This window comes from Rubritepida flocculans DSM 14296 (assembly GCF_000425365.1).
Classification (GTDB): domain Bacteria; phylum Pseudomonadota; class Alphaproteobacteria; order Acetobacterales; family Acetobacteraceae; genus Roseococcus; species Roseococcus flocculans.
Window position 1 is genome coordinate 233,512 of sequence record NZ_AUDH01000001.1, and the last position, 21,433, is coordinate 254,944.

General features: G+C 72.9%; 20 protein-coding genes. 7 read left to right on the forward strand and 13 right to left on the reverse strand.

Annotated elements, in window-relative coordinates; translation table 11 throughout:
* Positions 1 to 2: 2 nt before the first annotated feature.
* A complete protein-coding gene (locus H596_RS0101140) occupies positions 3 to 851 on the reverse strand; it encodes an AAA family ATPase (protein ID WP_027283324.1) in 849 nt (282 codons plus the stop codon).
* A gap of 65 nt (positions 852 to 916) precedes the next feature.
* Between H596_RS0101140 and H596_RS0101145 the strand changes: the two genes are divergently transcribed.
* Positions 917 to 1,249: a hypothetical protein gene (locus tag H596_RS0101145; protein ID WP_027283325.1), complete on the forward strand. Its 333-nt coding sequence runs from the start codon at positions 917 to 919 to the stop codon at positions 1,247 to 1,249.
* A gap of 3 nt (positions 1,250 to 1,252) precedes the next feature.
* Here H596_RS0101145 and H596_RS0101150 read toward each other — a convergent pair whose 3' ends face one another.
* The 4 genes from H596_RS0101150 to H596_RS0101165 all read right to left on the reverse strand — a co-directional run bounded on the left by H596_RS0101150 (position 1,253) and on the right by H596_RS0101165 (position 4,984).
* Complete coding sequence (locus H596_RS0101150; RefSeq protein WP_027283326.1) at positions 1,253 to 1,735, reverse strand: RNA pyrophosphohydrolase; 483 nt, start codon at positions 1,733 to 1,735, stop codon at positions 1,253 to 1,255.
* The gene (locus H596_RS19520; RefSeq protein WP_051212221.1) at positions 1,732 to 2,823 is read right to left on the reverse strand and encodes a divergent polysaccharide deacetylase family protein; all 1,092 of its coding nucleotides are present in this window, start codon (positions 2,821 to 2,823) and stop codon (positions 1,732 to 1,734) included. The genes H596_RS0101150 and H596_RS19520 overlap by 4 nt, the downstream gene beginning before the upstream one ends.
* Before the next feature lie 21 nt (positions 2,824 to 2,844).
* Positions 2,845 to 4,230: a S41 family peptidase gene (locus H596_RS0101160; RefSeq protein WP_037299488.1), complete on the reverse strand. Its 1,386-nt coding sequence runs from the start codon at positions 4,228 to 4,230 to the stop codon at positions 2,845 to 2,847.
* A 163-nt stretch (positions 4,231 to 4,393) separates the two neighbouring features.
* The gene (locus H596_RS0101165; protein ID WP_027283328.1) at positions 4,394 to 4,984 is read right to left on the reverse strand and encodes a NeuD/PglB/VioB family sugar acetyltransferase; all 591 of its coding nucleotides are present in this window, start codon (positions 4,982 to 4,984) and stop codon (positions 4,394 to 4,396) included.
* A 54-nt stretch (positions 4,985 to 5,038) separates the two neighbouring features.
* Here H596_RS0101165 and H596_RS0101170 point away from each other — a divergent pair, with 54 nt between their 5' ends.
* Positions 5,039 to 6,586: a serine hydrolase domain-containing protein gene (locus tag H596_RS0101170; RefSeq protein ID WP_027283329.1), complete on the forward strand. Its 1,548-nt coding sequence runs from the start codon at positions 5,039 to 5,041 to the stop codon at positions 6,584 to 6,586.
* Here H596_RS0101170 and H596_RS0101175 read toward each other — a convergent pair whose 3' ends face one another.
* The 3 genes from H596_RS0101175 to H596_RS0101185 form a co-directional block, all read right to left on the reverse strand.
* Positions 6,587 to 7,771, reverse strand: a complete 1,185-nt coding sequence (locus H596_RS0101175; RefSeq protein ID WP_027283330.1) for a pyridoxal-phosphate-dependent aminotransferase family protein — start codon at positions 7,769 to 7,771, stop codon at positions 6,587 to 6,589.
* Between the two features lie 133 nt (positions 7,772 to 7,904).
* Positions 7,905 to 8,582, reverse strand: a complete 678-nt coding sequence (locus H596_RS0101180) for a hypothetical protein (protein ID WP_027283331.1) — start codon at positions 8,580 to 8,582, stop codon at positions 7,905 to 7,907.
* Positions 8,583 to 8,599: 17 nt separating this feature from the next.
* Positions 8,600 to 9,685, reverse strand: coding sequence for a malate/lactate/ureidoglycolate dehydrogenase (locus H596_RS0101185; RefSeq protein WP_051212223.1), 1,086 nt, complete (start codon positions 9,683 to 9,685; stop codon positions 8,600 to 8,602).
* Between the two features lie 124 nt (positions 9,686 to 9,809).
* On the opposite strand from H596_RS0101185, the gene dndC reads away from it, so the two are divergent.
* The 5 genes from dndC (at position 9,810) to H596_RS22660 (ending at position 16,359) form a co-directional block, all read left to right on the forward strand.
* On the forward strand, positions 9,810 to 10,946 hold the full coding sequence (gene dndC, locus H596_RS0101190; protein ID WP_037299489.1) for a DNA phosphorothioation system sulfurtransferase DndC: 1,137 nt from the start codon (positions 9,810 to 9,812) through the stop codon (positions 10,944 to 10,946).
* Between the two features lie 24 nt (positions 10,947 to 10,970).
* Positions 10,971 to 11,174 (forward strand): DNA modification system-associated small protein, encoded by a 204-nt coding sequence (locus H596_RS0101195; RefSeq protein ID WP_027283334.1) that lies wholly within the window; start codon positions 10,971 to 10,973, stop codon positions 11,172 to 11,174.
* On the forward strand, positions 11,174 to 13,243 hold the full coding sequence (gene dndD / locus H596_RS0101200; protein WP_027283335.1) for a DNA sulfur modification protein DndD: 2,070 nt from the start codon (positions 11,174 to 11,176) through the stop codon (positions 13,241 to 13,243). The genes H596_RS0101195 and dndD overlap by 1 nt, the downstream gene beginning before the upstream one ends.
* A 2-nt stretch (positions 13,244 to 13,245) precedes the next feature.
* Positions 13,246 to 14,778, forward strand: coding sequence for a DndE family protein (locus H596_RS0101205; RefSeq protein ID WP_037299490.1), 1,533 nt, complete (start codon positions 13,246 to 13,248; stop codon positions 14,776 to 14,778).
* A gap of 138 nt (positions 14,779 to 14,916) precedes the next feature.
* On the forward strand, positions 14,917 to 16,359 hold the full coding sequence (locus H596_RS22660) for a DUF294 nucleotidyltransferase-like domain-containing protein (RefSeq protein WP_051212224.1): 1,443 nt from the start codon (positions 14,917 to 14,919) through the stop codon (positions 16,357 to 16,359).
* 1 nt (position 16,360) lies between these two features.
* Here the strand turns inward: H596_RS22660 and H596_RS19530 are convergent, their stop codons facing one another.
* The 5 genes from H596_RS19530 to H596_RS0101235 form a co-directional block, all read right to left on the reverse strand.
* A complete protein-coding gene (locus H596_RS19530; RefSeq protein ID WP_027283337.1) occupies positions 16,361 to 17,068 on the reverse strand; it encodes a 3'-5' exonuclease in 708 nt (235 codons plus the stop codon).
* 3 nt (positions 17,069 to 17,071) lie between these two features.
* On the reverse strand, positions 17,072 to 18,172 hold the full coding sequence (locus tag H596_RS0101220; RefSeq protein ID WP_027283338.1) for an ABC transporter ATP-binding protein: 1,101 nt from the start codon (positions 18,170 to 18,172) through the stop codon (positions 17,072 to 17,074).
* A 7-nt stretch (positions 18,173 to 18,179) separates the two neighbouring features.
* Positions 18,180 to 19,079, reverse strand: a complete 900-nt coding sequence (locus tag H596_RS0101225; RefSeq protein WP_051212225.1) for a carbohydrate ABC transporter permease — start codon at positions 19,077 to 19,079, stop codon at positions 18,180 to 18,182.
* Positions 19,079 to 20,011, reverse strand: coding sequence for a carbohydrate ABC transporter permease (locus H596_RS0101230; RefSeq protein ID WP_027283340.1), 933 nt, complete (start codon positions 20,009 to 20,011; stop codon positions 19,079 to 19,081). The genes H596_RS0101225 and H596_RS0101230 overlap by 1 nt, the downstream gene beginning before the upstream one ends.
* A 63-nt stretch (positions 20,012 to 20,074) precedes the next feature.
* Positions 20,075 to 21,433: an ABC transporter substrate-binding protein gene (locus H596_RS0101235; protein WP_027283341.1), complete on the reverse strand. Its 1,359-nt coding sequence runs from the start codon at positions 21,431 to 21,433 to the stop codon at positions 20,075 to 20,077.

The window sequence follows — 21,433 nt, forward strand, 5'->3', positions numbered from 1 at the left end:
CGCTACTGCCGCCGCGCGCGGGAGAGGAAGGCGAGCCGCTCGAACAGGTGCACGTCCTGCTCGTTCTTGAGCAGCGCGCCGTAGAGCGGCGGCAGCGCCACCTTGAGGTCGCTGCTGCGCAGGGCCTCGGGCGGCATGTCCTCGATCATGAGCAGCTTCAGCCAGTCCAGCAGCTCGGAGGTCGCGGGCTTCTTCTTCAGCTCGCCCACCTCGCGGATCCGGAAGAACACCTCCAGCGCCTCGCGCGCCAGCTCCGCGCGCAGGTCGGGGTAATGCGCCTGCAGGATGCGCTCCATCGTCTCGCGGTCGGGGAAGCGGATGAAGTGGAAGAAGCAGCGGCGCAGGAAGGCGTCCGGCAGCTCCTTCTCGTTGTTGGAGGTGATGACGACGATGGGGCGGTGCTTCGCCACCACCGTCTGCCTCGTCTCGTAGACGTGGAACTGCATGCGGTCGAGCTCGAGCAGCAGGTCGTTGGGGAACTCGATGTCCGCCTTGTCGATCTCGTCGATGAGCAGCACCACGGGCGTGTCGCTCTCGAAGGCCTCCCAGAGCTTGCCCTTCACGATGTAGTTCGAGATGTCGCGCACCCGCTCGTCGCCGAGCTGGCCGTCGCGCAGGCGGCTCACCGCGTCGTATTCGTAGAGGCCCTGCTGCGCCTTGGTGGTGGACTTGATGTGCCACTCGATCAGCGGCAGGCCGAGGCTGTGCGCGATCTCCTGCGCCAGCACGGTCTTGCCCGTGCCGGGCTCGCCCTTCACCAGCAGCGGCCGCTGCAGCGCGACCGCGGCGTTGACCGCGACCTCCAGCTCCCGCGTGGCGACGTAGCGCTCGGTGCTCCGGAACTTGCGCAAGGGGGGCGTCCTTCCTGATCTCGTCCCATCTTCACCCGGGCGCGCGCTTCCGGCAAAGCGGGGCGATGGACCCCTATTTCCTCTCGCTGGTCTGCCTCGGCATCGCGGGGATGATCGAGGCGCGCTGCTCCACCCCCGGGCTGCGGCCGGAATACGAGCCGGCGGACCGCGCCTTCCGCTTCCTCGGGCGCTCCGCCTTCGCGATGTGGCTGGCGCTGCTGGTGTTCGGCTTCTGGAAGTTCCCCTGGTGGCAGCCGCTGGCGGGGCTGCTCGGCTCGCTGGCCGCCAATGCGCTGGTGCTGCAGTTCGGCGCGCGGCCCTATTGGCCGGGGATGTCCATGGGGCTCGCGCTGCTGGGGCTGGGGTTGGCGAGCAAGGTGCTGTTCGAGGCGTTTTGATCCCTAACCCGCAAACCGCGCGAAATCCCGCGCCAGCCGCTCGTAGATCTCGCGCTTGAAGGCCACCGCCATGCCCGGCAGCTCGGACAGCCGCGCCCAGCGCCAGGCGTCGAATTCCGGGTGCGGGTCGAGGTCGAGGCGGATGTCGGAATCCTCGCCCGTGAAGCGCAGCGCGAACCATTTCTGCCGCTGGCCGCGATACTTCCCGCCCAGCGCCTTGCCGACCAGTTCGGGCGGCAGGTCATAGGTCATCCACTCCGGGTGCTCGGCCAGGATTTCGGCGCGGGCGGTGCCGATCTCCTCCTCCAGCTCGCGCAACACGGCCAGGGCGGGGTCCTCGCCCTCGTCCATGCCGCCCTGCGGCAACTGCCAGCCGCCCGGCGCGCCCTCCGCGTTGGGCAGATCGGCGCGGCGGGCGACGAAGACGAGGCCGTCTCGGTTGAACAGCACGGCGCCCACATTGGGGCGATAGGGCAGCAGGGTCATGGGCGGCTCTGCACGGCGGGGCGGGGGGCGGATTCGGCCCGGGGCGGCGGGATGTCCGGCGCGGGCGCGCGGGCGAGGGCGGAGGGCGGGGCCAGCACCACGCCGCGGCTTTCCAGCCCGGCGGCCCAGGCGGCGATGCGCGCGATGGCCACCGGGCTCGCCTCGCCGGCATAGCCCAGCGCCGCGCCGCGCTCGCGCGCCAGGCGCTCCAGCTCCGCGAGGCGCAGCTCGATCTCGGCGCGGGTGGGCGGCTCGTCCAGCACCACATCCAGGCTGCGGCCCCAGGCACGGCTGGGCGAGGGCGCGCCGGGCCGGGCGTCTATGTAGAGCAGGCCGCGCTGCGCCAGCACCGCCTGCATCTGCCCGTGCGGCTCGGCCAGGGCGGCGAAACGCTCGCCGCGCAGCGGGCCCAGCGCGCCGATCGCCCCCACATGGCCGGCGTAGCGGGAGAGCACCCAGTCGAGCCGCCGCGCATTCTCCGCCCAGCCGAGCCCGGTCAGCAGCGCCTGCTGGCCCGGGTCGTTCAGCGGGAACCCGGTGGGCTCCATGGGGATGGCCACCAGCGTCTCGAAGCCGCGCTCGCGCGCGCGTTCGAGCAGAGGATAGGGGCGCGGCGCATAGGGGCTGAACGCGAGGCCCACGGCCGGCGGCAGGGATTGGATGGCCTGCTCCGTCAACGCCGCGTTCATGCCGAGCCCGCCCACCACCAGCGCGGCGCGCGGCCTGGGGTCGTTGCGGTCGAAGGGGCGGGCATAGACGCGCATGGGCATGCGCCCATCCGCCCCGATGCGCGGCAGCAGCCCCTGGGGCGAGGGCTCCACCAGCCGCCCGTCGATGTGCGGCGAGGCCTGGCCCGCCGCCAGCGCCGGCAGGGGCGAGGGCGCGGCGGAGGCGGACTCGGCCGCCGCGGGCGCCGGCGCGGCCTCGGGCGGCGCCGGCTGTTCCGCCACCACCGGCGCGGGCGGCGGCCCCAGCCAGGCGAGGGTGGCGAAGCCCGCGCCGAACAGCAGGAGCCAGACGGCCCAGAACAGGCCGAGCCAGCGCCAGCCCCGGCGGCGCGGCGGGGCCTCCTCCGCCTCCTCGGTCATCGGCGGGCCGGGGGCTTGGCCTCAGCGCTGGGCGCGGCGCTGCGGGTTGGCCGCCAGCCCGCGCGCGAGCACCAGCGCCTGCTGCAACTGGAAATCCGTCTCGGGCCGCGTCGCGTCGAAGGCGGGGAAGCCCTCGGGCGGCTGGCGCTGGATGCGCTCGGCGAGGCCCGGGGGCAGGTTCAGCGGCGCGGGCTGCACGCTGGGCGCGGGCGGCGTGCCGCCATCGGCGCGCAGCGACCGGCGCAAATCCTGCTCGCGCTCGCGCGGCGGGGTGGCGTTGGCCTGCTGCGGATCCTGCCGCGTCGCGCGCACCTCGATGTCCGGCTCGATGCCGGTGTTCTGGATCGAGCGGCCGGAGGGCGTGTAGTAGCGCGCCGTGGTGAGGCGGATGGCCCCGTTGTTGCCGCCGAGCGGCATCACCGTCTGCACCGAGCCCTTGCCGAAGCTGCGCGTGCCGATCACCACCGCGCGGCGATGATCCTGCAGCGCGCCGGCCACGATCTCCGAGGCGCTGGCCGAGCCGCCGTTGATCAGCACCACGATGGGCAGGCCCTGGGTGATGTCCCCGCTGCGGGCGTTCCAGCGCTGCGCGTCCTCGCTGCGGCGGGCGCGGGTGGAGACGATCTCGCCCTGGTCCAGCAGGTCGTCGGCCACCTGCACGGCCTGGTCCAGCAGCCCGCCCGGGTTGTTGCGCAGGTCGAGCACCAGCGCGCGCAGGTTGCCCCCCGCCTGGTTGCGCAGCGTGGTCACGGCGCGGCGCAGGTTCACCTCCGTCTGCTCGTTGAAGGAGGTGACGCGGATGTAGCCCACATCGTTCCCCTCCAGCCGGAAGCGCACCACCTGCGGGCGGATCACGTCGCGGGTGATGGTGAGCTCGATGGGCCGCTGCTCGCCCTCGCGGCGGATGGTGAGGCGGATTTGCGTGCCGCGCTCGCCGCGCATCTGGTCCACCGCCTCCTGCAGCGTCAGCCCCTGGGTGGTGGCGCCGTTGAGGTGGGTGATGAAATCCCCGGGCCGGATGCCCGCGCGCGCGGCCGGCGTGTCGTCGATCGGGGAGATGACGCGGATGAAGCCGCCCTCCTGCGTCACCTCGATGCCGAGGCCGCCGAACTCGCCGCGCGTCTGCACCTGCATGTCGCGGAAGTTGCGCGGATTGAGGTAGGCGCTGTGCGGATCGAGGCCGGTGAGCATGCCGTTGATGGCGTTCTCCACCAGGTCGCGGTCCTGCACGGGCTCGACATATTCGGCGCGCACCCGGGCGAAGACATCGCCGAAGAGCTGCAGCAGCCGGTAGGTCTCGGCCCGCCCGCTGTCCTGCTGGGCGATGGCGCCGACCAGCGGGCCCACCAGGATGCCGGCGGCGAAGGCGCCCGCGAGGGCCGTGGCGGTGCCGATCTTCCACTTCATCCGAAGCACCTCACCCGTTCTGGAAGGCGTGATCCATCCCGGCAGAGTAGCCGCTGCCGCGCCGCGCGGGAACGCCGGAATCTCGCCGCAACCTGCGGTATCGGCCCCGCCGCCTTTACGAAATGTGACGGGCCGGCGGGACGGCAAGGCGGCGGGCGGCGCGTCATCCGAGCGGCCGGGCCGGCACGCCGCCCACCCGCCCGCCCGGGGGTACATCGGCCAGCACCGCCGCCCCCGCCCCCACCACCGCGCCCGCGCCGACGCGCACGCCGGGGGCGAGCACCGCCGCCGCGCCGATCACCGCCGCCCGGCCCACCCGCGCCGCGCCGCAGACCACCGCGCCGGGGGCGACATGCGCGCCCTCCTCCAGCACCACCTCATGCTCGAGGATCGCGCCGGTGTTGACGAGCGCGAGCCGCCCCACCTCCGCCGCCGCGCCCAGCACGGCGCGCGGCATCACCACCGCGCCCTCGGCCAGCCGGGCGCTGCGGGCCAGCACCGCCGAGGGGTGGCGCAGGACGGGCAGCGGCGCGCCCAGCCTCTCCGCCGCCGCGAGCCGCGCCGCATTGGCCCCGATGGCGATGAGCAGCGGCCCGCCGTCATGCGCCGCCTCCGTGCCCAGCACGGGCAGGCCCAGCACATCGGGCAGGGGGGCGCGCGCATCGAGGAAGCCCGCCACGGCGAAGCCCGCATCCCGCGCCGCCTCGCACACCGCCATGCCGTGCCCGCCGGCCCCCAGGATCAGAACGCGCATGGCGCCCCCGTATCGAAACCGGCTAAGCTCCCGCCGCCTGGGAGTTTTCCGAAGATGAGGGACCTCGACCTGCTGCGGCTGGAACGCCGCGTCGGCCAGATGCTCGTGCCGCTGGCGGAGACGCCGGGCGCGGCCATCGGCGTCTCGCGCGACGGCGTGCTGCTGCTGCGCCGCGCAGCCGGCCTCGCCTCCATCGAACTGGGCGTGCCCATCGGGCTCGGCACCACCTTCCGCATCGCCTCCGTCTCCAAGCACGTCACCTGCGCCGCCATCCTGATGCTGGCAAGGGAGGGCAAGCTCGGCCTGGAGGATGCGCTCGGCCGGCACCTGCCCGGCCTGCCCCCGCCGCTCGCCGCCGTCACGCTCGACCAGGCGATGCGCAACACCGGCGGGCTGCGGGACATGCTGGAAATCGCCCGGCTCGGCGGGGCGGACCTCTCCACCCCCGTCACGGAGGCGGAGCTCGATGCGCTGATCCGCCGCCAGGATGGGCTGAACTTCGCCCTGGGCAGCCGCTTCCTCTACTCCAACACGGGCTTCCGCCTGCTCGGCCAGGTGGTGGAGGCCGTCTCGGGCGAGCCGCTGGCCGCCTGGCTGGAGCGGCGCGTCTTCGCCCCGCTCGGCATGACGCGCACGCGCCACACGCCCGATCTCTCGACCCCCGTGCCCGGCCTCGCCACCGGCTACCTGCCCGATGGCGCGGGCGGCTGGCGGCGCGCGGCGCACGGCTTCCCGCTGGGCGGCGAGGGCGGGCTCGTCTCCGGCGTGGAGGACCTAGCGCTCTGGGCGCGCTCGCTCTCGCTCGGCAGCCTGGGCGCGGGCACCGAGGCGGCGCTGGAGGAGCCCGCGCCCTTCACCGGCGGCGCGATGAACCCCTATGCGCGGGGCCTGGAGAACGGGAGCTGGCGCGGCGTGGCCACGGTGAGCCATGGCGGGCTCTGGCCGGGCTACAAGAGCGCCTTCCTGCGCGTGCCCTCCCGCCGCCTCACCGTCATCGTCCTGGCGAACAACGCCACGCTCGACCCGCAGCAGATGGCGCTGAGCGTGCTGGAGGCCGCGCTGGAGGGCGATGCCGCGCTCGCCCCGCCGCCGCCGCCGGTGGCGCTGGACGGGGCGGAGGGAAGCTGGCTCTGCGCCGAGGCCGGGCTCTCGCTCGACATCGGCCCGCACCGCACCGCGCGCATGCATGGCGTGCCTTTCGGCCTGACGCCGACGGAGGATGGCCGCCTCGCCGCCCTGCGCGGGGGCTTCCCCTTCCGCCTCGCCCCGCCGCGCGAGGGGGCGATGGAGGTGGAGCTGGACGCCGGCCGCCGCCTGACCTTCCGCCGCGCCGAGCCCTGCCCCGTGCCGCCGCTGGACGGCGCCTGGCATTGCGCCGAGATCGGCGCGACCTGGACCATCGAGGGCGAGAGCCTGACGATCGAGGGGCCCATCCGCCGCGGCACGCGCGGGCGCGTCTCCGCGCTCGGCCCCCGGCATCTGCGCGTGCACATGCCCTCGGTGCTGTTCGATGCCTGGGCGGACGCGGTGCTGGCGGAGGACGCGCGCAGCCTGACGGTCAACGCCGGCCGCGCGCGGGGCCTGATCTTCCGGCGGGGGTGATCACCCCGCCGAGAGGCTCTCCATCGCCGCCTGCACGCCGCCCTTGGCGTGCGGCACGCCGGCCAGCCCCAGCGCCATCTCGATGGCCCCCAGCGTGCCCAGCACCATGGGCTCGTTCAGGTCGCCCAGATGGCCGATGCGGAACACCTTGCCGGCGAGCTTGCCGAGCCCGCCGCCGGTGGAGACGTTGAAGCGCTCCAGCGCGATCCGGCGCACCGCCTCGGCGTCATGGCCCTCGGGCATCCACACGGCCGTCACGCTGTCGGAGTAGCGTTCGGGGTTCTGGCAGAAGAGCTGCGGGCCATTGTTGCCCGACCAGTGCTGCACGCAGGCGCGCACCGCGCGGGCGAGCCGGGCGTGGCGGGCGAAGACGTTGTCCAGCCCCTCCTCCTCCAGCATCAGGCGCAGCGCCTCGGCCAGCCCGTAGAACAGCGTGACCGGCACGGTGCCCACGAAGCTCTTGTGCCGGCGCGCGAGCATCTCCGTCCAGTCGAAGTAGTGGCGCGGATGGGTGCTGGCGCGGTGCGCGGCCAGCGCCTTCTCGGAGGCGCCGGTGAAGCTGAAGCCGGTGGGCAGCATCAGCCCCTTCTGGCTGCCGCCGACGCAGACATCCACGCGCCACTCGTCCATGCGGAAATCGTAGCAGCCGAGGGAGGAGATGGTGTCCGCCATCAGCAGCGCGGGGTGGGCTCTGCGGTCCATGGCCGCGCGCACCTGCTCGATGGGCAGGCGGGTGGCGGCGGCCGTCTCGTTGTGCACGCAGCAGACGGCCTTGATGCGCGGGCCGGCCGGCGCGGCCATGTCCTCGGCCAGGGCGGCCTCGATGGCGGCGATCTCGCAGCCGCGCCGCCAGTCGGCGGGCACCATCCGCACCTCGAAGCCGAGCGCGCCGCACATCTTCGCCCAGGAGTCGGAGAAGTAGCCCGTCTCGGGAATCAGCACGAGGTCGCCGGGCGAGAGGGTGTTGACCAGCGAGGCCTCCCAGGCGCCGTGGCCGGAGGCGGTGTACATGAACAGGTGCTGCGTGGTCTTCAGCACCTTCTTCAGCCCTGCGACGCAGGAATCATAGACGGCGAGGAAGGCGGGGTCGTTGAAGTCGATGCTGGCGCGCGCGGTGGCGAGCAGCACGGAATCGGGGATGTTCGTCGGGCCGGGGTTGGCGAAGAACATACGGCCGCGCGCCATGGGGCGCGCCGGGGCCGGGCTGGCGGGCGCATTCATGCGGGGAACATCCTCGATCTGCCGTTCCGCGCAATGAAGCGCGGAACGGGGCGGGCATCAACGCTCCCGCGGGGCGGGCGCCGCGCCCGCCGCGCGATCAATCGGGCCGCGGGCCCATCACCTGGTGGTCCAGCACCGCCGCATAGACGCGCGCGGGGAAGTCGGGCGCGGCGGAGGCCGCGCGCAGCGCCGCCGCGTCCTCGGGCGAGAGCGGCGTGAGCGGCGGCAGGATGCGCGGCGTCTCCTCCACCGGCGCGAAGCGGCCGAGCAGCGTGTCGATCACCGCATCGGTCAGCGGCGCGACCACGCCGCAGGTCATCATCTCCCCGTCTATCGGCATGAGGTGGCCGGCGAGGCCCACGCCCTGCGTGCCGTCCTGGCCGAGGCGCTTGTCGCGCAGGGTGAAGCGCTGGCCGCGCAGCATGTCCTCCGCCTCGGCGCGGCCGCCTTCGGGCGCGCAGGCGAGGATGCGGAACAGGGTGAACTCCGCGCGCAGCAGCCCGGCCAGCACCCGCGCCGCCTCGCTTCCCTCGGCCGGGCGCATGGCGCGCGCCTCGCGGTCTATGGCGCGGCTGTGCCCGCCCACCGGGCGGAACACCGCGAGGTCCACCGCCAGCAGCGCCTGCGGCTCGAAGCGCGCGTGCAGGCGATTGTGCCGCCACAGGCCCAGGGCGCGCGCCTGGCTCGCCATGCTCGCCTCGGGGATGCGGCGCATGGCGGAGGTGAGGAAGCGCTCGCGCGCCGCGGCGTAGGCATCGTGCAGGGTGGTGCTCATCGCGCCCCCTCATGCCCTCACGGCGCCTCGACGCCAAGCCTCGCGGCGGTGTCGAGGATGGATTGCCAGGTCTCCGGCGTGAGCGGCACGCCGCTGACCAGCCTTTCCTGCCGCCGGCGCTTCTCCGGCTCGCCGGGCAGCAGCACCGGCTCCTCCGGGTTTGCGGGGCGGCAGGACTTCACCCAGTCGAGATACTCCCGCGCGGCCTGCTGGAAGGCGGCCTCGTCGCCGAAATGCCGCGGCGAGAGGAAGACCGAGAGCATGCCGTTGGCGATGCGCCCGCGCGCGGCCACGGGGCCCGAGGTGCCGCCGCCCGTCAGCGCCCCGGCCAGCAGCTCGCACATCAGCGCGAGGCCCGAACCCTTGTGCCCGCCGAACGCGCGGATCGCGCCGGTTCCGGCCGCGGGGTTGCGCGGCCCCACCGGCGGGTAGTCGCCATAGAGCGTGCGCGGATCGGAGGAGAGCGCGCCCTCGGCGGTGATCAGCGCGTCCTCCGGCAGCGGCTTGCCGCCATTGCTCGCCACCAGCACCTTGCCCTCGGCGACGAGGCTCGTGGCGAAGTCGAGGATCACGGGGCCGCCGGGCAGCGGCACCCCCACGCAGAAGGGCGCGGTGGAGAAGCGCCGCTCCGCGCCGCCGAAGGGCGCGACCAGCACGCTGCCCGCCACGTTGACGAAGTGGATGGAGATGAGGCCCGCGCGCGCCGCCATCTCGGCATAGTCGCCCACGCGGCCGATATGCCCCGCGTTGCGCAGCCCGACGATGGCGGCCCCCTGCTCGATGGCGCGGGCGATGCCGAACTCCGTCGCCTGCTCGGCCACGGTCTGGCCGAAGCCGAAGCCGCCGTCGAGCAGCGCGAAGCCGCCGCCGTCGTTCACCACCTCGACCGTCCGCCCCGCCACGACGTAGCCCGCCTGCTGCCACTCCACATAGCGCGGCACGCGCACCACGCCGTGGCTGTCATGGCCCGCGAGGTTCGCGCCCACCAGATGCTCGGCGATGCGCGCCGCCTCCTTCTGCGCGCAGCCGGTGGCGAGGAAGATGCGCGTGACGAAGGACTGCAGCTCCCCGACCGGGATGTGGATGTAGCTCGGCTCGGCCATCGGCGTTCCCCTTCCTTGCGCGGGCGAGACTGCGCGCGCGGCGGGCGGGCGTCCAGAGCGCGGGGGGGGGCCGGGTCAACCTCCGGATTGTGCGCCACGACTCGCCCATGCTTTCCTGGCTGTCATGACCGACCCCTTCGCCCCCCCCCCCCCCCCCGATGAGGCCCCCGAGGCCGCCATCGGCGCCGTTCTGGCGGAGCTGAGGGACGAATATCTCCAGCCGCACGGCTATCCCTGGATTCTCGGCTTCTCGGGCGGGAAGGACAGCACGCTGGTGGCGCATCTCGTCTTCGAGATGCTGCTCTCCCTCGCGCCGATGGACCGTCGGCGGCCCGTGCACCTGGTCTCCAACGACACGCTGGTGGAAAGCCCGCTGGTGTTGCGGCACATGCTGGCCGTGCAAGAGGAGATCGCCGCCGCCGCACGCGCCTTCCGGCTTCCGCTCACCGCGGTCACCACCCGCCCCGATCCCGATTCCACCTTCTGGGTGAATCTGATCGGGCGCGGCTATCCCTCGCCCAACCGCAGCTTCCGCTGGTGCACGGATCGCATGAAGATCCAGCCCACCAGCCGCTACATCCGCGAGCAGGTCTCTGCCTCCGGCCAGGTGATCCTGCTGCTCGGCGTGCGGCGTTCGGAGAGCGCGACGCGGGCGGGCAGCGTGGCGCGCTACGACAATGGCGAGAGGCTGAACCGGCACAACGATCTGCAGGGCTGCCTCGTCTTCCGCCCCATCGTGGAGCTTTCCACCGAGGATGTGTGGGAGTTCCTGGGCGCGCGCCGTCCGCCCTGGGGGGGCAGCCATCGCCCCCTGATCCAGCTCTACCGGGATGCCGGGGGCGGGGAATGCCCGGTGGTGACGCAGAAATCCGACGCGCCTTCCTGCGGCACGCGCTCCTCGCGCTTCGGCTGCTGGACCTGCACGGTGGTGGAGAAGGACCGCAGCCTCGAGGGGTTCGTGGATTCCGGCTTCGCCGAGTTCGGCCCGCTGATCCGTTTCCGCGACGAGCTCGCGGCCATGCGCAACGACCCGCGGCGACGCATGGCGCGCCGGCGCAACGGGCGCATCACCGTCACGGAGGGCGGCGTCTTCGTGCCCGGCCCCTTCACGCTGGAGACCCGCGCCGAACTCCTGGACCGGCTGCTCGCCCTGCAGGCGGAGGTCGGCTTCCCGTTGATCGGCGAGGAGGAGATCGCGCGCATCAAGGCCATCTGGGCCGAGGATGCGGCGCGCGAGGCCGCCCTCGCCGCGGTGGCCTGAGAAGAAGGGAGGAGGAACAGCGAGATGCCGCGCGAGATGGTCACGCTCTTCCGCCAGGAGAAGGGGCTCGCCCTGCTGCGGCGCCACTGCGCCGCCATCGGCCTGCCCGAGGAGGATCTGAAGGACTTGATCGAGGAGGTGATCGACAAGGACAGCATGGCCCGCCGCCGCGGGCTCTGGCAGGCCTTCGACGAGATCCTCGACCGGCCGGAGGAGCCGCGACGCTGATGCAGCTCCGCTTCCTTCAGCTTCGGGACTGGAAGGCCTTCGAGACGGCGCGCTTCGATTTCCCCGCCGCCACGGCCGACCGCAACGTGATCCTGATCGGCGGGCAGAACGGCTTCGGCAAGACCAGCCTGTTCGAGGCCATCGTGCTCGGCCTGTTCGGCAAGGACGGGCTGCGCCTCGTGCTGCGCGCCGGGGCGGCGGCCGACGAGGAGCGCCGCGCCCAGTCCTACAAGGAGTTTCTGCGCCGCGCCCTCAACGCGCGCGGCCTGGCGCAGGGCCGCACGGAGTGCCGCGTCACCCTCGGCTTTCTGAACGAGGCCGGGGAGCCGGTCGAAATCCGCCGCGTCTGGCATTTCTCCAGCGCCGGGGATTTCCGCGACGAGGAGGTGACCATCCACAAGGGCATCGCCCGCACCCCGCTCGCCCCCGACCCCAGCGATCCCGAGCCCGATGTCTGGTATCGCGACTGGCTGGCGCGGGAGTTCCTGCACCCCGACCTCGCCGGGTTCTTCCTCTTCGACGGCGAGGCCGCCGCCATCTTCGCCGAGCGCGAGATGTCGGTGCAGGTGCGCCAGGGCATCGAGGGGCTGCTGGGCCTGAGCTGGCTGCGCCGTCTGGCGGACAGCCTGCGCGGTTATGCCGCCAATCGCCGCACCCAGATCGCGCGGGGCGCGACGAGCGACCAGCTCGCCGCGCTCGACGCCGAGATCGCGCGCATGGACGCGGATATGGAAGGGGCCCGTGCCCGGCTCGCCGAGGTGGAGGCCGGGCTGCCCGCCCTGGAATCCGAGCGCGACGCCCTGATGCGCGAGCTCGCCAGCCATGGCGCCGGCACGGCCGCCGACAACGAGGAGTGGATCGCGCGCCGGGAGGCGGCCAAGGAACGCTATCGCGAGGCGGAGGAGGCGCTGGCCAGCCTCTCCGAGCAGCAGCTTCCGCTCGCGCTGGCCGGCGCGCCGCTGCGAGAGGCGGTGCTGGCGCGGCTCGAGGCCGAGCGGCGGCGCGAGGAATGGCTCGCCGGCGCCGCCTCGGTGCGCGAGAGGGCGGAGGGGGTGCTCGAGACCATCTCCGCCGATCTCGGGGCGCTCGCCCCGCCCCTCTCGCCCGCGCAGCAGGCCGCCATTGCGGAGGCGATCCGCCACGCGCTGGAGCGGCTGTGGCATCCCGCCCCGCAGGATGCCGCCGAGAGCTTCCGCCATGCGCATCTCGACCGCCGGCTGCGCGAGGAGGTGCGCCGCCGGCTCGAGGAGGCCGCGCGGGTGACCGCCGAGCGGGTGCAACGCCTTCAGGGCGCGCTGGTCGAGGCTGCCGCCGCCGTGCAGGAGAGCAACGAGCGCATCGAGAAGGCGCGGCTGGGCGGCCCGGCGCTGAGGGAGAAGATCGCGCGCATCGAAGCCCTTCAGACGGAGGTGACGCGGCGCGAAGTCGAGAAGAGCGAGCTGCGCAACCGGATCGCCTCCCTGGAAGGCGAGCTCCATCAGAAGCGCGCGGAGCTCGGCCGGCTCACCGCCCTGCTCGACCAGTCGGAGCTTCCCGCCCGGCGCGCCCGGCGCGCCGAGGAGGTGGCGCAGATGCTCGACGCGCTGACCGCGGAGGCGCTGCCGCTGCAAAGCCGGGAGATCGCGGCGGCGATGAGCGCCGGCATCTCCGCCATGGCGCACAAGAAGGACCTGTTCCGCGGCGTGGAGATCGACGCGCAGGGCGAGGTCCGCCTCATCGGCCCCGATGGGCGGGATTTGCGCGAGCTCGACCTTTCGGCGGGCGAGAAGCAGGTGTTCACCCAGGCGCTATTCGCGGCGGTGGCGGAGGTCTCCGGCCGCGTCTTCCCCCTGGTGGTGGACACGCCGCTTGGCCGGCTGGACGAGGAGCACCGGCTGAACGTGCTGCGCCACCTCGCCGCGCGCCAAGGCCAGGTGTTCCTGATCTCGACCAATACGGAGGTGGTTGGCCCCTATCTCGAGGCCATCCGCCCCCGCGTCGCCAAGGCCTACCGGCTGGAGAACCGGGTGGTGGGCGAGGGCGGCGTCTCCTGGCCCGAGGAGGGCTATTTTCCGGGACAGGGGCTGTGAGCATGGACACGCCGCACGCGGCCGCGCCGCTCGGGCTCGACGAGATCGCGACCCTCGATTTCCGCGCCTCCGCCGAGGCGGAGCAGATCGGGCAGCAGCTCAAGGACGCGCTGGGCTTCGGCGCGCATTACCAGGCGCCGCGGCTCGCCATCGCGCGCTCCCTCGCGGTGGCGGCCGCGCCGCCCGCGGCGCCCTCCGATGGGCGGCGCGCCATCAACGGCCGCACGCTGTTCGGCCCCGGCGCCGATCTGGCCGCCTGGGTCTCGCTTCTCGTCGAACATGCCGGCCGCGCCCCGCAGGACCGGCAGGAGCTCCAGGCCTGGGTGCGCGCGCATTGGGCGCGCGGCATGGCCCTGCTGGGGCCGATGCTGGAGGAGGCGGGGCGGGATTCCACGCGGTTCTGGCGGCTGATCGCGGAGGCCACGCTGCCGCACGGCCCCGATTCCACGGCGGAGCAGCCCGCCGCCCCGGGCGGCGCGGCCCCGCCGCCCGGCCTCATCGCGCTGCGGCTTGGATCGGTGAGCCAGGATGCGGGCAGCGGCGAGCCGATCCGCTGGCCGTTGAACGCCCCCGGCGGCGCCGCCAACGCGGCCTTCATGGGGGCCTCCGGCACGGGGAAGACGCGCACCGTCACCGCCATCCTGCGCGAGCTGCGCGCCGCCACGCCGCTGCCCCTGCTCGCCTTCGATTTCAAGGGCGACCTGACCGACAAGGACAATGCGCTGGACCGGGCTTTCGGCGCTACCGTCCTGAATCCGGTGGAGCAGCCCATCCCGCTCGACGTGCTGGCGCTGGCGGACCGCTCGCCCACCACCCTCGCCCTCGCGGCGCAGCGCCTGCGCGACAGCCTCAGCACGCTGAAGGGGGCCGGTTTCGGCGCGAACCAGAAGGAACTCCTGGCCGAGGCGGCGGAGCGCGCGCTGCGCCAGCACCAGCCCTGCCGCCTCGAGGACATCCGCGAGGCGCTGGTGCGCCTCTACGCCGAGCGCGGCCGCAAGGAGGATGGCGCGGTGGCGACGCTGCGCGATCTGACGCGCCTGCGCCTCTTCGCGCCCGAGCATGCGCCGGCGGAGTTCTTCGCACGCTCCTGGATCATTCGCCTGCCCGCGCATTTGCCCGATCTGGTCAAGGTCAGCGTCGTGACGCTCATCACCGACGCGCTGGACCGTTACGCCAACAGCCTGCCCGACGCGCCGACGGATGCGGCGGGGAATCGCGCCCTGCGCTACGCCGTGCTGATCGACGAGGCGCACCGCATCCTGGGCGAAAGGCTGCCCGGCCTCTCGGGCCTGCTGCGCGTCAGCCGCTCCAAGGGCGGGGTGGTGTTCCTGAGCTCGCAAAGCCCGGACGATTTCTCCGGCGAGGACGACGAGTTCCTCGACCAGATGGGCCTCGTCCTCGCCTTCCGCTGCAATGCCGAGCCCGGGGCGGCGCGGCGCATCCTCGGCCCGCGCTGCGATCTCGCGGCGCTGGCCAGGGGCGAGGCGTGGTTGAAGATCGGCGGCGAGGCGACGCGCCGGCTGCGCGCCTGGTGACGCGCCCGGCACCCGGGCCGGGCGTATCGCGGGCAGGGCGGGTGTCGCGGCCCCTTCGCCCTCTCGCGGGGCGAAAGCGGATGGCGCTGGCATAAGGCGCGCTCGCCATCCGCCGCCCGGCTGACTAGGCTCCGACGCATGGCCCGGCGCGACCTCTCCTCCTCCCCCGCCGCGGCGCTGACCGGCGCCGTCACCGCCGCCATGGCCGCGCCCCCGCCGGAGTTCCCGCCCGAGGCGCCGCTCTTGGAGGTGCTGGCCGCCATGGCCACCGCGCGCGCCTCGGCCGTGCTGGCGGTGGACGCGATGCGCCGGCCGGTGGGCATCCTCACCGAGCAGGACGTGACGCGCCGCGTCGCCTTCCGCCTGCCGCCGGAGGCACCGCTCTCGGCGGCGATGACCGCCCCGCCCATCGCCTGCGCCGAGGATGCGGGGCTGTGGCGCGCGGTGGCGCTGCTGCGCGCGCACCGGCTGCGCCACCTGCCCGTGCTCGACGCCGCCGGGCGCTGCGTGGGGATGCTGCACCGCGCGGAAACCCTGGCCGCCGTCTCGGGCCGGCTGCTCGCGCATCTCGACGCGCTGGCGGGCGAGGACGCGGCGGTGAAATCCGCCCAGGCCGGCGTCGCCGCCGCGCTGCTGGCCGAGGGCGTGCCGGCGCGCGAGGTGGTGGCGCTGGTCAACGGCATCAACCTCGAGCTGCACCGCCGCGTGCTGGAGCGCGCGCTGGCCGAGCACGGCCCGCCGCCCCTGCCCTTCACGCTGCTGGTGATGGGCAGCCTCGGCCGCGGCGAGAGCCTGCTGCGCCCCGATCAGGACAATGGCCTGATCCTCGAGGACTACCCCGACGCCGAGCATGAGCGGGTGGACGGCTGGTTCCGCGGCTTCAGCGAGAGCTTCGTCCAAGGCCTCGCGCAAGCGGGCTTCCCGCTGTGCAGCGGCGGCATCATGGCGCGCAACCCGCTGTGGCGGAAAAGCCTCGCGCAATGGAAGCGGCAGTTCGAGATCTGGGCGCATCGCCGCGCGGGGGCGGCGCTGCTCTTCTCCGACATCGCTTTCGACTTCCGCCCCGCCTGGGGCGAGGCCGCGCCGGCCGCGGCGCTGCGCGCGCATCTGGGCCGCGTGCTGGCCGCCCAGCCCGCGCTGCTCGGCGCCATGGCGGCGCAGAACGCCTCGCTCACCGTCGGGCTCACGCTCTGGGGCGGCTTCACGGATGACGAGCCGGGGCCCGGCACGCGCACCGACCTCAAGCTGCACGGGCTGATGCCGCTGGTCGCCGCGGCGCGGCTGCTGGCCTTGCGCGAGGGCGTGGAGGCCACGGGCACGCCCGCGCGGCTGGATGCGCTGGTGGAGCGCCGCGCCCTGGCCGCGCGCGAGGCCGAGGCGCTGCACGACGCCTTCGACCGGCTGCTGGAGGTGGTCCTGCGCCAGCAGCTCGCCGATCACGAGGCCGGGCTGCCGCCCGGCAACCTGGTGGACACGGCGGCGCTGGAGAAGCCCGCGCGCAATGCGCTGCGCGACGGGCTGAAGGCGGTGCGCAGCTTCAGCCGCGGCGCCATCTCCGCGCTGACGGGGCAGCTCTGGTAGGTCAGAAATGCTCCGCCGTCTCGGCGATCTGCGCCGTCATGCGGCTGCGGCGCACCAGCTCGTGCAGATCCTCCACGCCGCGTGCGGCGGCGCGGGCCAGAAGATGCACCCACAGCGCCGCCGTCGCCTCCGCATCGCCGAGCGCGGCGTGCCGGCGCGCGATGACGATGCCCGCGCGCCCGCACAGCCCGTCCAGCGAGTGGTCCGCCTCCTGCGGGTCGAGCCAGCGCGAGGTGAGCAGGCTGCACAGCACGGGGTTGGGCACGGCGGGCGCGCCGCGATGCTCCTCCATGAAGAGCAGCGTGCGGTCGAAGGCGGCGTTGTGGGCCACCAGCACGTCCTCGCCCGCGAAGTCGAGGAAGGCGGCGATGGCCTCGCGCGCTGGCGGCGCGCCGCGCACGCGCTCCTCGGTGATGCCGTGATAGGCCACGCCCTCGGGCGGGATGGGCCGGCCAGGATCCACCAGCGTCTCGAACCGCGCCACGGGCTCGAGCCCGCGCAGCTTCACCGCCCCGATGGCGAGCAGCGCATCGCCGCGCGAGGGCTTGAGGCCCGTGGCCTCCAGGTCGAACACCACATAGGACTGCGAGGCGAGGGGCCCTGGCGGCAGCGGCGCGTGGAAATGCGCACGGGCGCGAAGGAACTCCTGCGCGGAGGGTTTCAGCCCGTTGCGCAGCGCCCGGGCGGCGCGCTGCAGCAGGCCGCTCATGCCCTACAGCACCCGGCCGCTCTGCGGGTCGAGCAGGTGCATGTTCGCGAGATCGGCCGTCAGCCGGATGGGCGCGCCGGGCGCGGCCGGCACGGTGGGGTCGAGCCGCGCGCAGAGGTCGCGCGCGCCGTCCAGGTGGAAATGCACCAGGGTTTCCATCCCCATCGGCTCGATCACCTCGGGCGTGATCTCGATCTCGGCGTAGGTGGCGCGGCCCTCGCGCCGCTCGGTCAGGTGCTCGGGGCGGATGCCGAACAGCACCTCGCGCCCCTTCGCCGCCTCGTAGCGCCCCGTGCGCTCCTCCGGCACGGGCAGCACGATGCCGCCCGGCAGGTGGAGGTTGAGCGCGCCCGAGGCCGCCTCGAGCCGCGCCGGGATGAAGTTCATCGCCGGGCTGCCGATGAAGCCGGCCACGAAGCGCGTGGCGGGGCGGTGATACAGCTCCTGCGGCGGGCCCACCTGCTCGATCACGCCGTGGTTCATCACCACCACGCGGTCGGCCAGCGTCATCGCCTCCACCTGGTCGTGGGTGACGTAGACGGTGGTGGTCTTCACCGTCTGGTGCACCTTCTTGATCTCGGTGCGCATCTGCACGCGCAGCTTGGCGTCGAGGTTGGAGAGCGGCTCGTCGAACAGGAACACCTTGGGGTTGCGCACGATGGCGCGGCCCATGGCCACGCGCTGGCGCTGCCCGCCGGAGAGGGCCTTGGGCTTGCGGTCGAGCAGCGACGCGATGTCGAGGATGCGCGCGGCCTCGTCCACCCGGCGGCGGATTTCCTCGCGCGGGAATTTCCGCAGCAGCAGGCCGAAGGCCATGTTGTCGAACACCGTCATGTGCGGATAGAGCGCGTAGTTCTGGAACACCATCGCGATGTCCCGGTCGCGCGGCGGGATGTCGTTCACCACCGTCCCGCCGATGGCGATCTCGCCGCGCGTGATCTCCTCCAGCCCCGCGATCATGCGCAGCGTGGTGGTCTTGCCGCAGCCCGAGGGCCCCACGAGCACCACGAACTCGTGGTCCGCGATCTCGAGGTCGATGCCCTTCACGGCCTGCACGCCGCCGTCGTATTCCTTGACGAGGCTGCGAAGCGAAACCTGCGCCATCTCCGGCTCACCCTTTCGTCGCGCCGGCGGTCAGGCCGGCGATGTAGTAGTCCATCAGGAAGGCGTAGACGACCACGGGCGGCAGCGCGGCCAGCAGCGCGCCGGCCATGATCTGCCCCCAGGCGAAGGTGTCGCCGCGCACGAGCTGGCTGACGACGCCGATGGTCAGCGGCATCTCGTCCGGCGTGGTGATGAAGGCGGTGGGATAGACGAAGGCCGCCCAGCTCACGGTGAAGGCGAAGATGGTGGCGGCGATGATGCCGGGCAGCGCGACGGGGACGAAGATCTTCAGCAGCATCTGCGTCCAGGTCGCGCCGTCGATCAGCGCCGCCTCGTCCAGCTCCTTCGGGATGGAGGCGAAATAGCCGATCATGATCCAGGTGCAGAAGGGCACCGTCAGCGTCGGATAGACCAGCAAGAGCCCCCAGGTGGAGTTGAGCAGGCCGAGCCCGCCCACGATCTGGTAGAGCGGGATGAACAGCAGCGTGTCCGGCACCAGGTAGGTGAGGAACACGCCGGTGGCGAGCGCCTGGCTGCCCCAGAACCGCATCCGCGAGAGCGCGAAGGCCGCCAGCACGCTGATCGCCATGGTGATCGCCACCACCAGCACCGTCACCTTGATGCTGTTCCAGAAGAAGCCGAGGAACAGCTCATTGCCCAGGATGGCGGCGTAGTGCTCGAAGGTGACTTCGCGGATCAGCCAGGGATTGCCCGAGAGATCGGCCATCTCCGCGTTGGTCTTGAGGCTGGTGATGAGCATGTAGAAGGGCGGGGCGAGGAAGATCACCGCCGCCACGACGAGCGAGGCGTAGCTGGTCCAGAGCGCCCAGCGCCGCTCCGCCCGGAGCGAGCCCACCTTGTGATAGATCCGGGGCAGGTCCCGGTGCGCCGCCGCGCTGGCCGACATCACGCCATCTCCTTGTTGCGCCGCGTCACCCCTCGCAGGATGAAGAAGGCGAAGACCGCGAGCAGCGGCAGCATGAACAGGCTCACCGCCGCCCCGCGCGGGATGTTCCCCGAGAGGATGCCCACCTGGAAGGCGTAGGTGGCGAAGAGGTGCGTCAGGTCGCGCGGGCCGCCGTTCGTCAGCACCCGCACGATGTCGTAGTTCGCGAAGGTGACGATGAGGCTGAACAGCACCGTGATGGAGATGATGTTGCGCATCATCGGCAGGGTGACGTAGCGCAGCCGCTGCCAGCCCGTGGCGCCGTCTATCGCCGCGGCCTCGTAGAGCTGCTCGGGCACGCTCTTCAGCGCCGCGAGATACATGATCATGAAGAAGGGCGCGCCGTACCACACGTTCACGATGATGACCGAGACGCGCGCCCACCAGGGCTCGCCCAGCCATGGCACCGGCGGCACGGCGATGATGGCGAGCAGCCAGTTGATCGAGGAGTAGGTGGGGTCGAACATCCACCACCAGCCGAGGGTGGAGAGCGCGGGCGGGATCACCCAGGGCACCAGCAGCATGCCGCGCCACTTGCGCTGCCCCTTGGTGGGGATGTGGTGCAGCATGTGCGCCAGCCAGAAGCCGATCAGCGCCTTCAGCACCACCGCCGTCACCGCGAAGAGGCAGGATTGCCAGACGACGAGCCAGAAGGTCTCGCTCTCCACCAGGATTTCGTAGTTCAGGAACCAGGCGAACTCGTCCATGCGGCGGTTCAGCATGGAGAGATAGATCGCGTAGCCCGCCGGATAGGCGACGAGCCCCGCGATCACCGCGATCAGCGGCAGCGTCATCACGAAGGCGATCGTCGAGCGGCGCCGCGCCAGGCGCTGCAGCGAGGATGCGCGCGGCGCGGCGCTGACCGGCGCCGCGAGCGTGCCATCGGCCGGCATCTTCCCCTCCCCTGCGATGGACGGGCCGCGGCGGCGCCGTCAGCCGCCGCGGCGGATGACCCCTCAGCCGCCGCGGCGGATGGTGTTCAACTCGCGCTCGAGCCAGGCCAGCGCCTGGTCCACCGTCTCGTTCGCCTGCACGATGCGGGCGATGAGCTTGGTGTTCAGCGCCTGGTTGTAGGCCTGCACCGCCATCTGCGGCGGCGCGGGCGCGAAGGCCACGCTGGTGCGCGCGTTGTGGTGCGCGCGGATGGGGTAGTTGTACACGGTGCCCACCGGCGGGCCTTCCGTGGCCCACACCTGGAAGTCGTTCATCGAGATGAAGGGCGGGATGTCGTAGCCCGCGCTGGTCGAGGTCTGCGCCTCGGCCGAGGCGCGGTCGGAGAGGAACTCCAGCAGCTCCTTCGCCGGCCCCTGCACGCGCGAGAAGTTCCAGATGCCCCAGAAATAGGGCAGGTAGCCGACGAAGCGGCCCTCCGGCCCGCTCGGCACCGGCAGCGTCCAGCATTGCGCGCCGACCGCGGGGTTGTCGCGCCGCGCCGACACCCAGGCGGAGGGCGGGTTGAAGATCAGCGCCGAGCGGCCCGAGATCAGCGCGCGGTTGTTCGCCGCGTCGTCCCAGGCCCAGACGTCGTTGGGAAGCTGGCGGCTGATGCGCACCGCCATCTCCACCGCCGCGCGCAGCTTCGCGTTGCCGCGGACGGTGGGGTTGCCGCGCTCGTCCATCACGTTGGCGCCGTAGCTGGTGAACAGCGCGCCCAGCCAGTCCACCGCGTCGGTGAAGCTGCCCATGGGCAGGCCGAAGGGGAAGCCCGCGCGGTTGCAGGCCTCGGCCGCGCGGGCGAAGGTCTCCCAGTTCCACTGGTCCGCGCCCGGCCCGGCGCGGTCCTCGGCGGGCCACATGGCGCGCATGTCGAGGCCCGCGTGCTGCTGCATCAGGTCGAGGCGGACGCAGGCGGGCTTGAGCTGGGTGCCGGAGACCGCGGGGATCGCCACCCAGCGCCCGCCCTGCTTGCCCAGGTATTCCGCCGCCGGCGTCACCGGCCCGTATTTGGCCGTGAGCCGCTGCATCACGTCATCCACAGGAACGAGCAGGCGCTGGTGCGCCGCCGGCTCCCAGGTGGGGAAGGAGAGGATGTCGTGCCCGCTGCGCGACTGCGCCTGGGCGTTGATCGTCAGCAGGTTCTGGTTGCCGACGCTGGTGATGAAGTCCACCACCACGTTCGCGCGGTTGCGCTCGCCCCATTGCGCGCAGAGCCGGCGCATCGCCTCGTTGCCCGCGGGCACCCAATGGTCCCAGAAGCCGCAGCGGATGGTGGTGGTGGGCTGGCCGAACACCGCGGGCGCGGAGAGCGTCCCCGCGGCCACCACACCCGCGCCGGCGCCAAGCACGGCGCGACGCGACAGATCCTTGCCTGCCAT

What these genes read in the sequence shown, in the direction of transcription:
- H596_RS0101220 (WP_027283338.1), bottom strand. Translation starts at nt 18,172, where the DNA reads ATGGCGCAGGTTTCGCTTCGCAGCCTCGTCAAGGAATACGACGGCGGC.
- H596_RS0101235 (WP_027283341.1), bottom strand. Translation starts at nt 21,433, where the DNA reads ATGGCAGGCAAGGATCTGTCGCGTCGCGCCGTGCTTGGCGCCGGCGCG.
- H596_RS0101225 (WP_051212225.1), bottom strand. Translation starts at nt 19,079, where the DNA reads ATGTCGGCCAGCGCGGCGGCGCACCGGGACCTGCCCCGGATCTATCAC.
- H596_RS22660 (WP_051212224.1), top strand. Translation starts at nt 14,917, where the DNA reads ATGGCCCGGCGCGACCTCTCCTCCTCCCCCGCCGCGGCGCTGACCGGC.
- H596_RS0101160 (WP_037299488.1), bottom strand. Translation starts at nt 4,230, where the DNA reads ATGAAGTGGAAGATCGGCACCGCCACGGCCCTCGCGGGCGCCTTCGCC.
- H596_RS19520 (WP_051212221.1), bottom strand. Translation starts at nt 2,823, where the DNA reads ATGACCGAGGAGGCGGAGGAGGCCCCGCCGCGCCGCCGGGGCTGGCGC.
- H596_RS0101205 (WP_037299490.1), top strand. Translation starts at nt 13,246, where the DNA reads ATGGACACGCCGCACGCGGCCGCGCCGCTCGGGCTCGACGAGATCGCG.
- H596_RS0101145 (WP_027283325.1), top strand. Translation starts at nt 917, where the DNA reads ATGGACCCCTATTTCCTCTCGCTGGTCTGCCTCGGCATCGCGGGGATG.
- H596_RS0101195 (WP_027283334.1), top strand. Translation starts at nt 10,971, where the DNA reads ATGCCGCGCGAGATGGTCACGCTCTTCCGCCAGGAGAAGGGGCTCGCC.
- H596_RS0101230 (WP_027283340.1), bottom strand. Translation starts at nt 20,011, where the DNA reads ATGCCGGCCGATGGCACGCTCGCGGCGCCGGTCAGCGCCGCGCCGCGC.
- H596_RS19530 (WP_027283337.1), bottom strand. Translation starts at nt 17,068, where the DNA reads ATGAGCGGCCTGCTGCAGCGCGCCGCCCGGGCGCTGCGCAACGGGCTG.
- dndD (WP_027283335.1), top strand. Translation starts at nt 11,174, where the DNA reads ATGCAGCTCCGCTTCCTTCAGCTTCGGGACTGGAAGGCCTTCGAGACG.
- H596_RS0101170 (WP_027283329.1), top strand. Translation starts at nt 5,039, where the DNA reads ATGAGGGACCTCGACCTGCTGCGGCTGGAACGCCGCGTCGGCCAGATG.
- H596_RS0101165 (WP_027283328.1), bottom strand. Translation starts at nt 4,984, where the DNA reads ATGCGCGTTCTGATCCTGGGGGCCGGCGGGCACGGCATGGCGGTGTGC.
- H596_RS0101185 (WP_051212223.1), bottom strand. Translation starts at nt 9,685, where the DNA reads ATGGCCGAGCCGAGCTACATCCACATCCCGGTCGGGGAGCTGCAGTCC.
- H596_RS0101150 (WP_027283326.1), bottom strand. Translation starts at nt 1,735, where the DNA reads ATGACCCTGCTGCCCTATCGCCCCAATGTGGGCGCCGTGCTGTTCAAC.
- dndC (WP_037299489.1), top strand. Translation starts at nt 9,810, where the DNA reads ATGACCGACCCCTTCGCCCCCCCCCCCCCCCCCGATGAGGCCCCCGAG.
- H596_RS0101180 (WP_027283331.1), bottom strand. Translation starts at nt 8,582, where the DNA reads ATGAGCACCACCCTGCACGATGCCTACGCCGCGGCGCGCGAGCGCTTC.
- H596_RS0101175 (WP_027283330.1), bottom strand. Translation starts at nt 7,771, where the DNA reads ATGGCGCGCGGCCGTATGTTCTTCGCCAACCCCGGCCCGACGAACATC.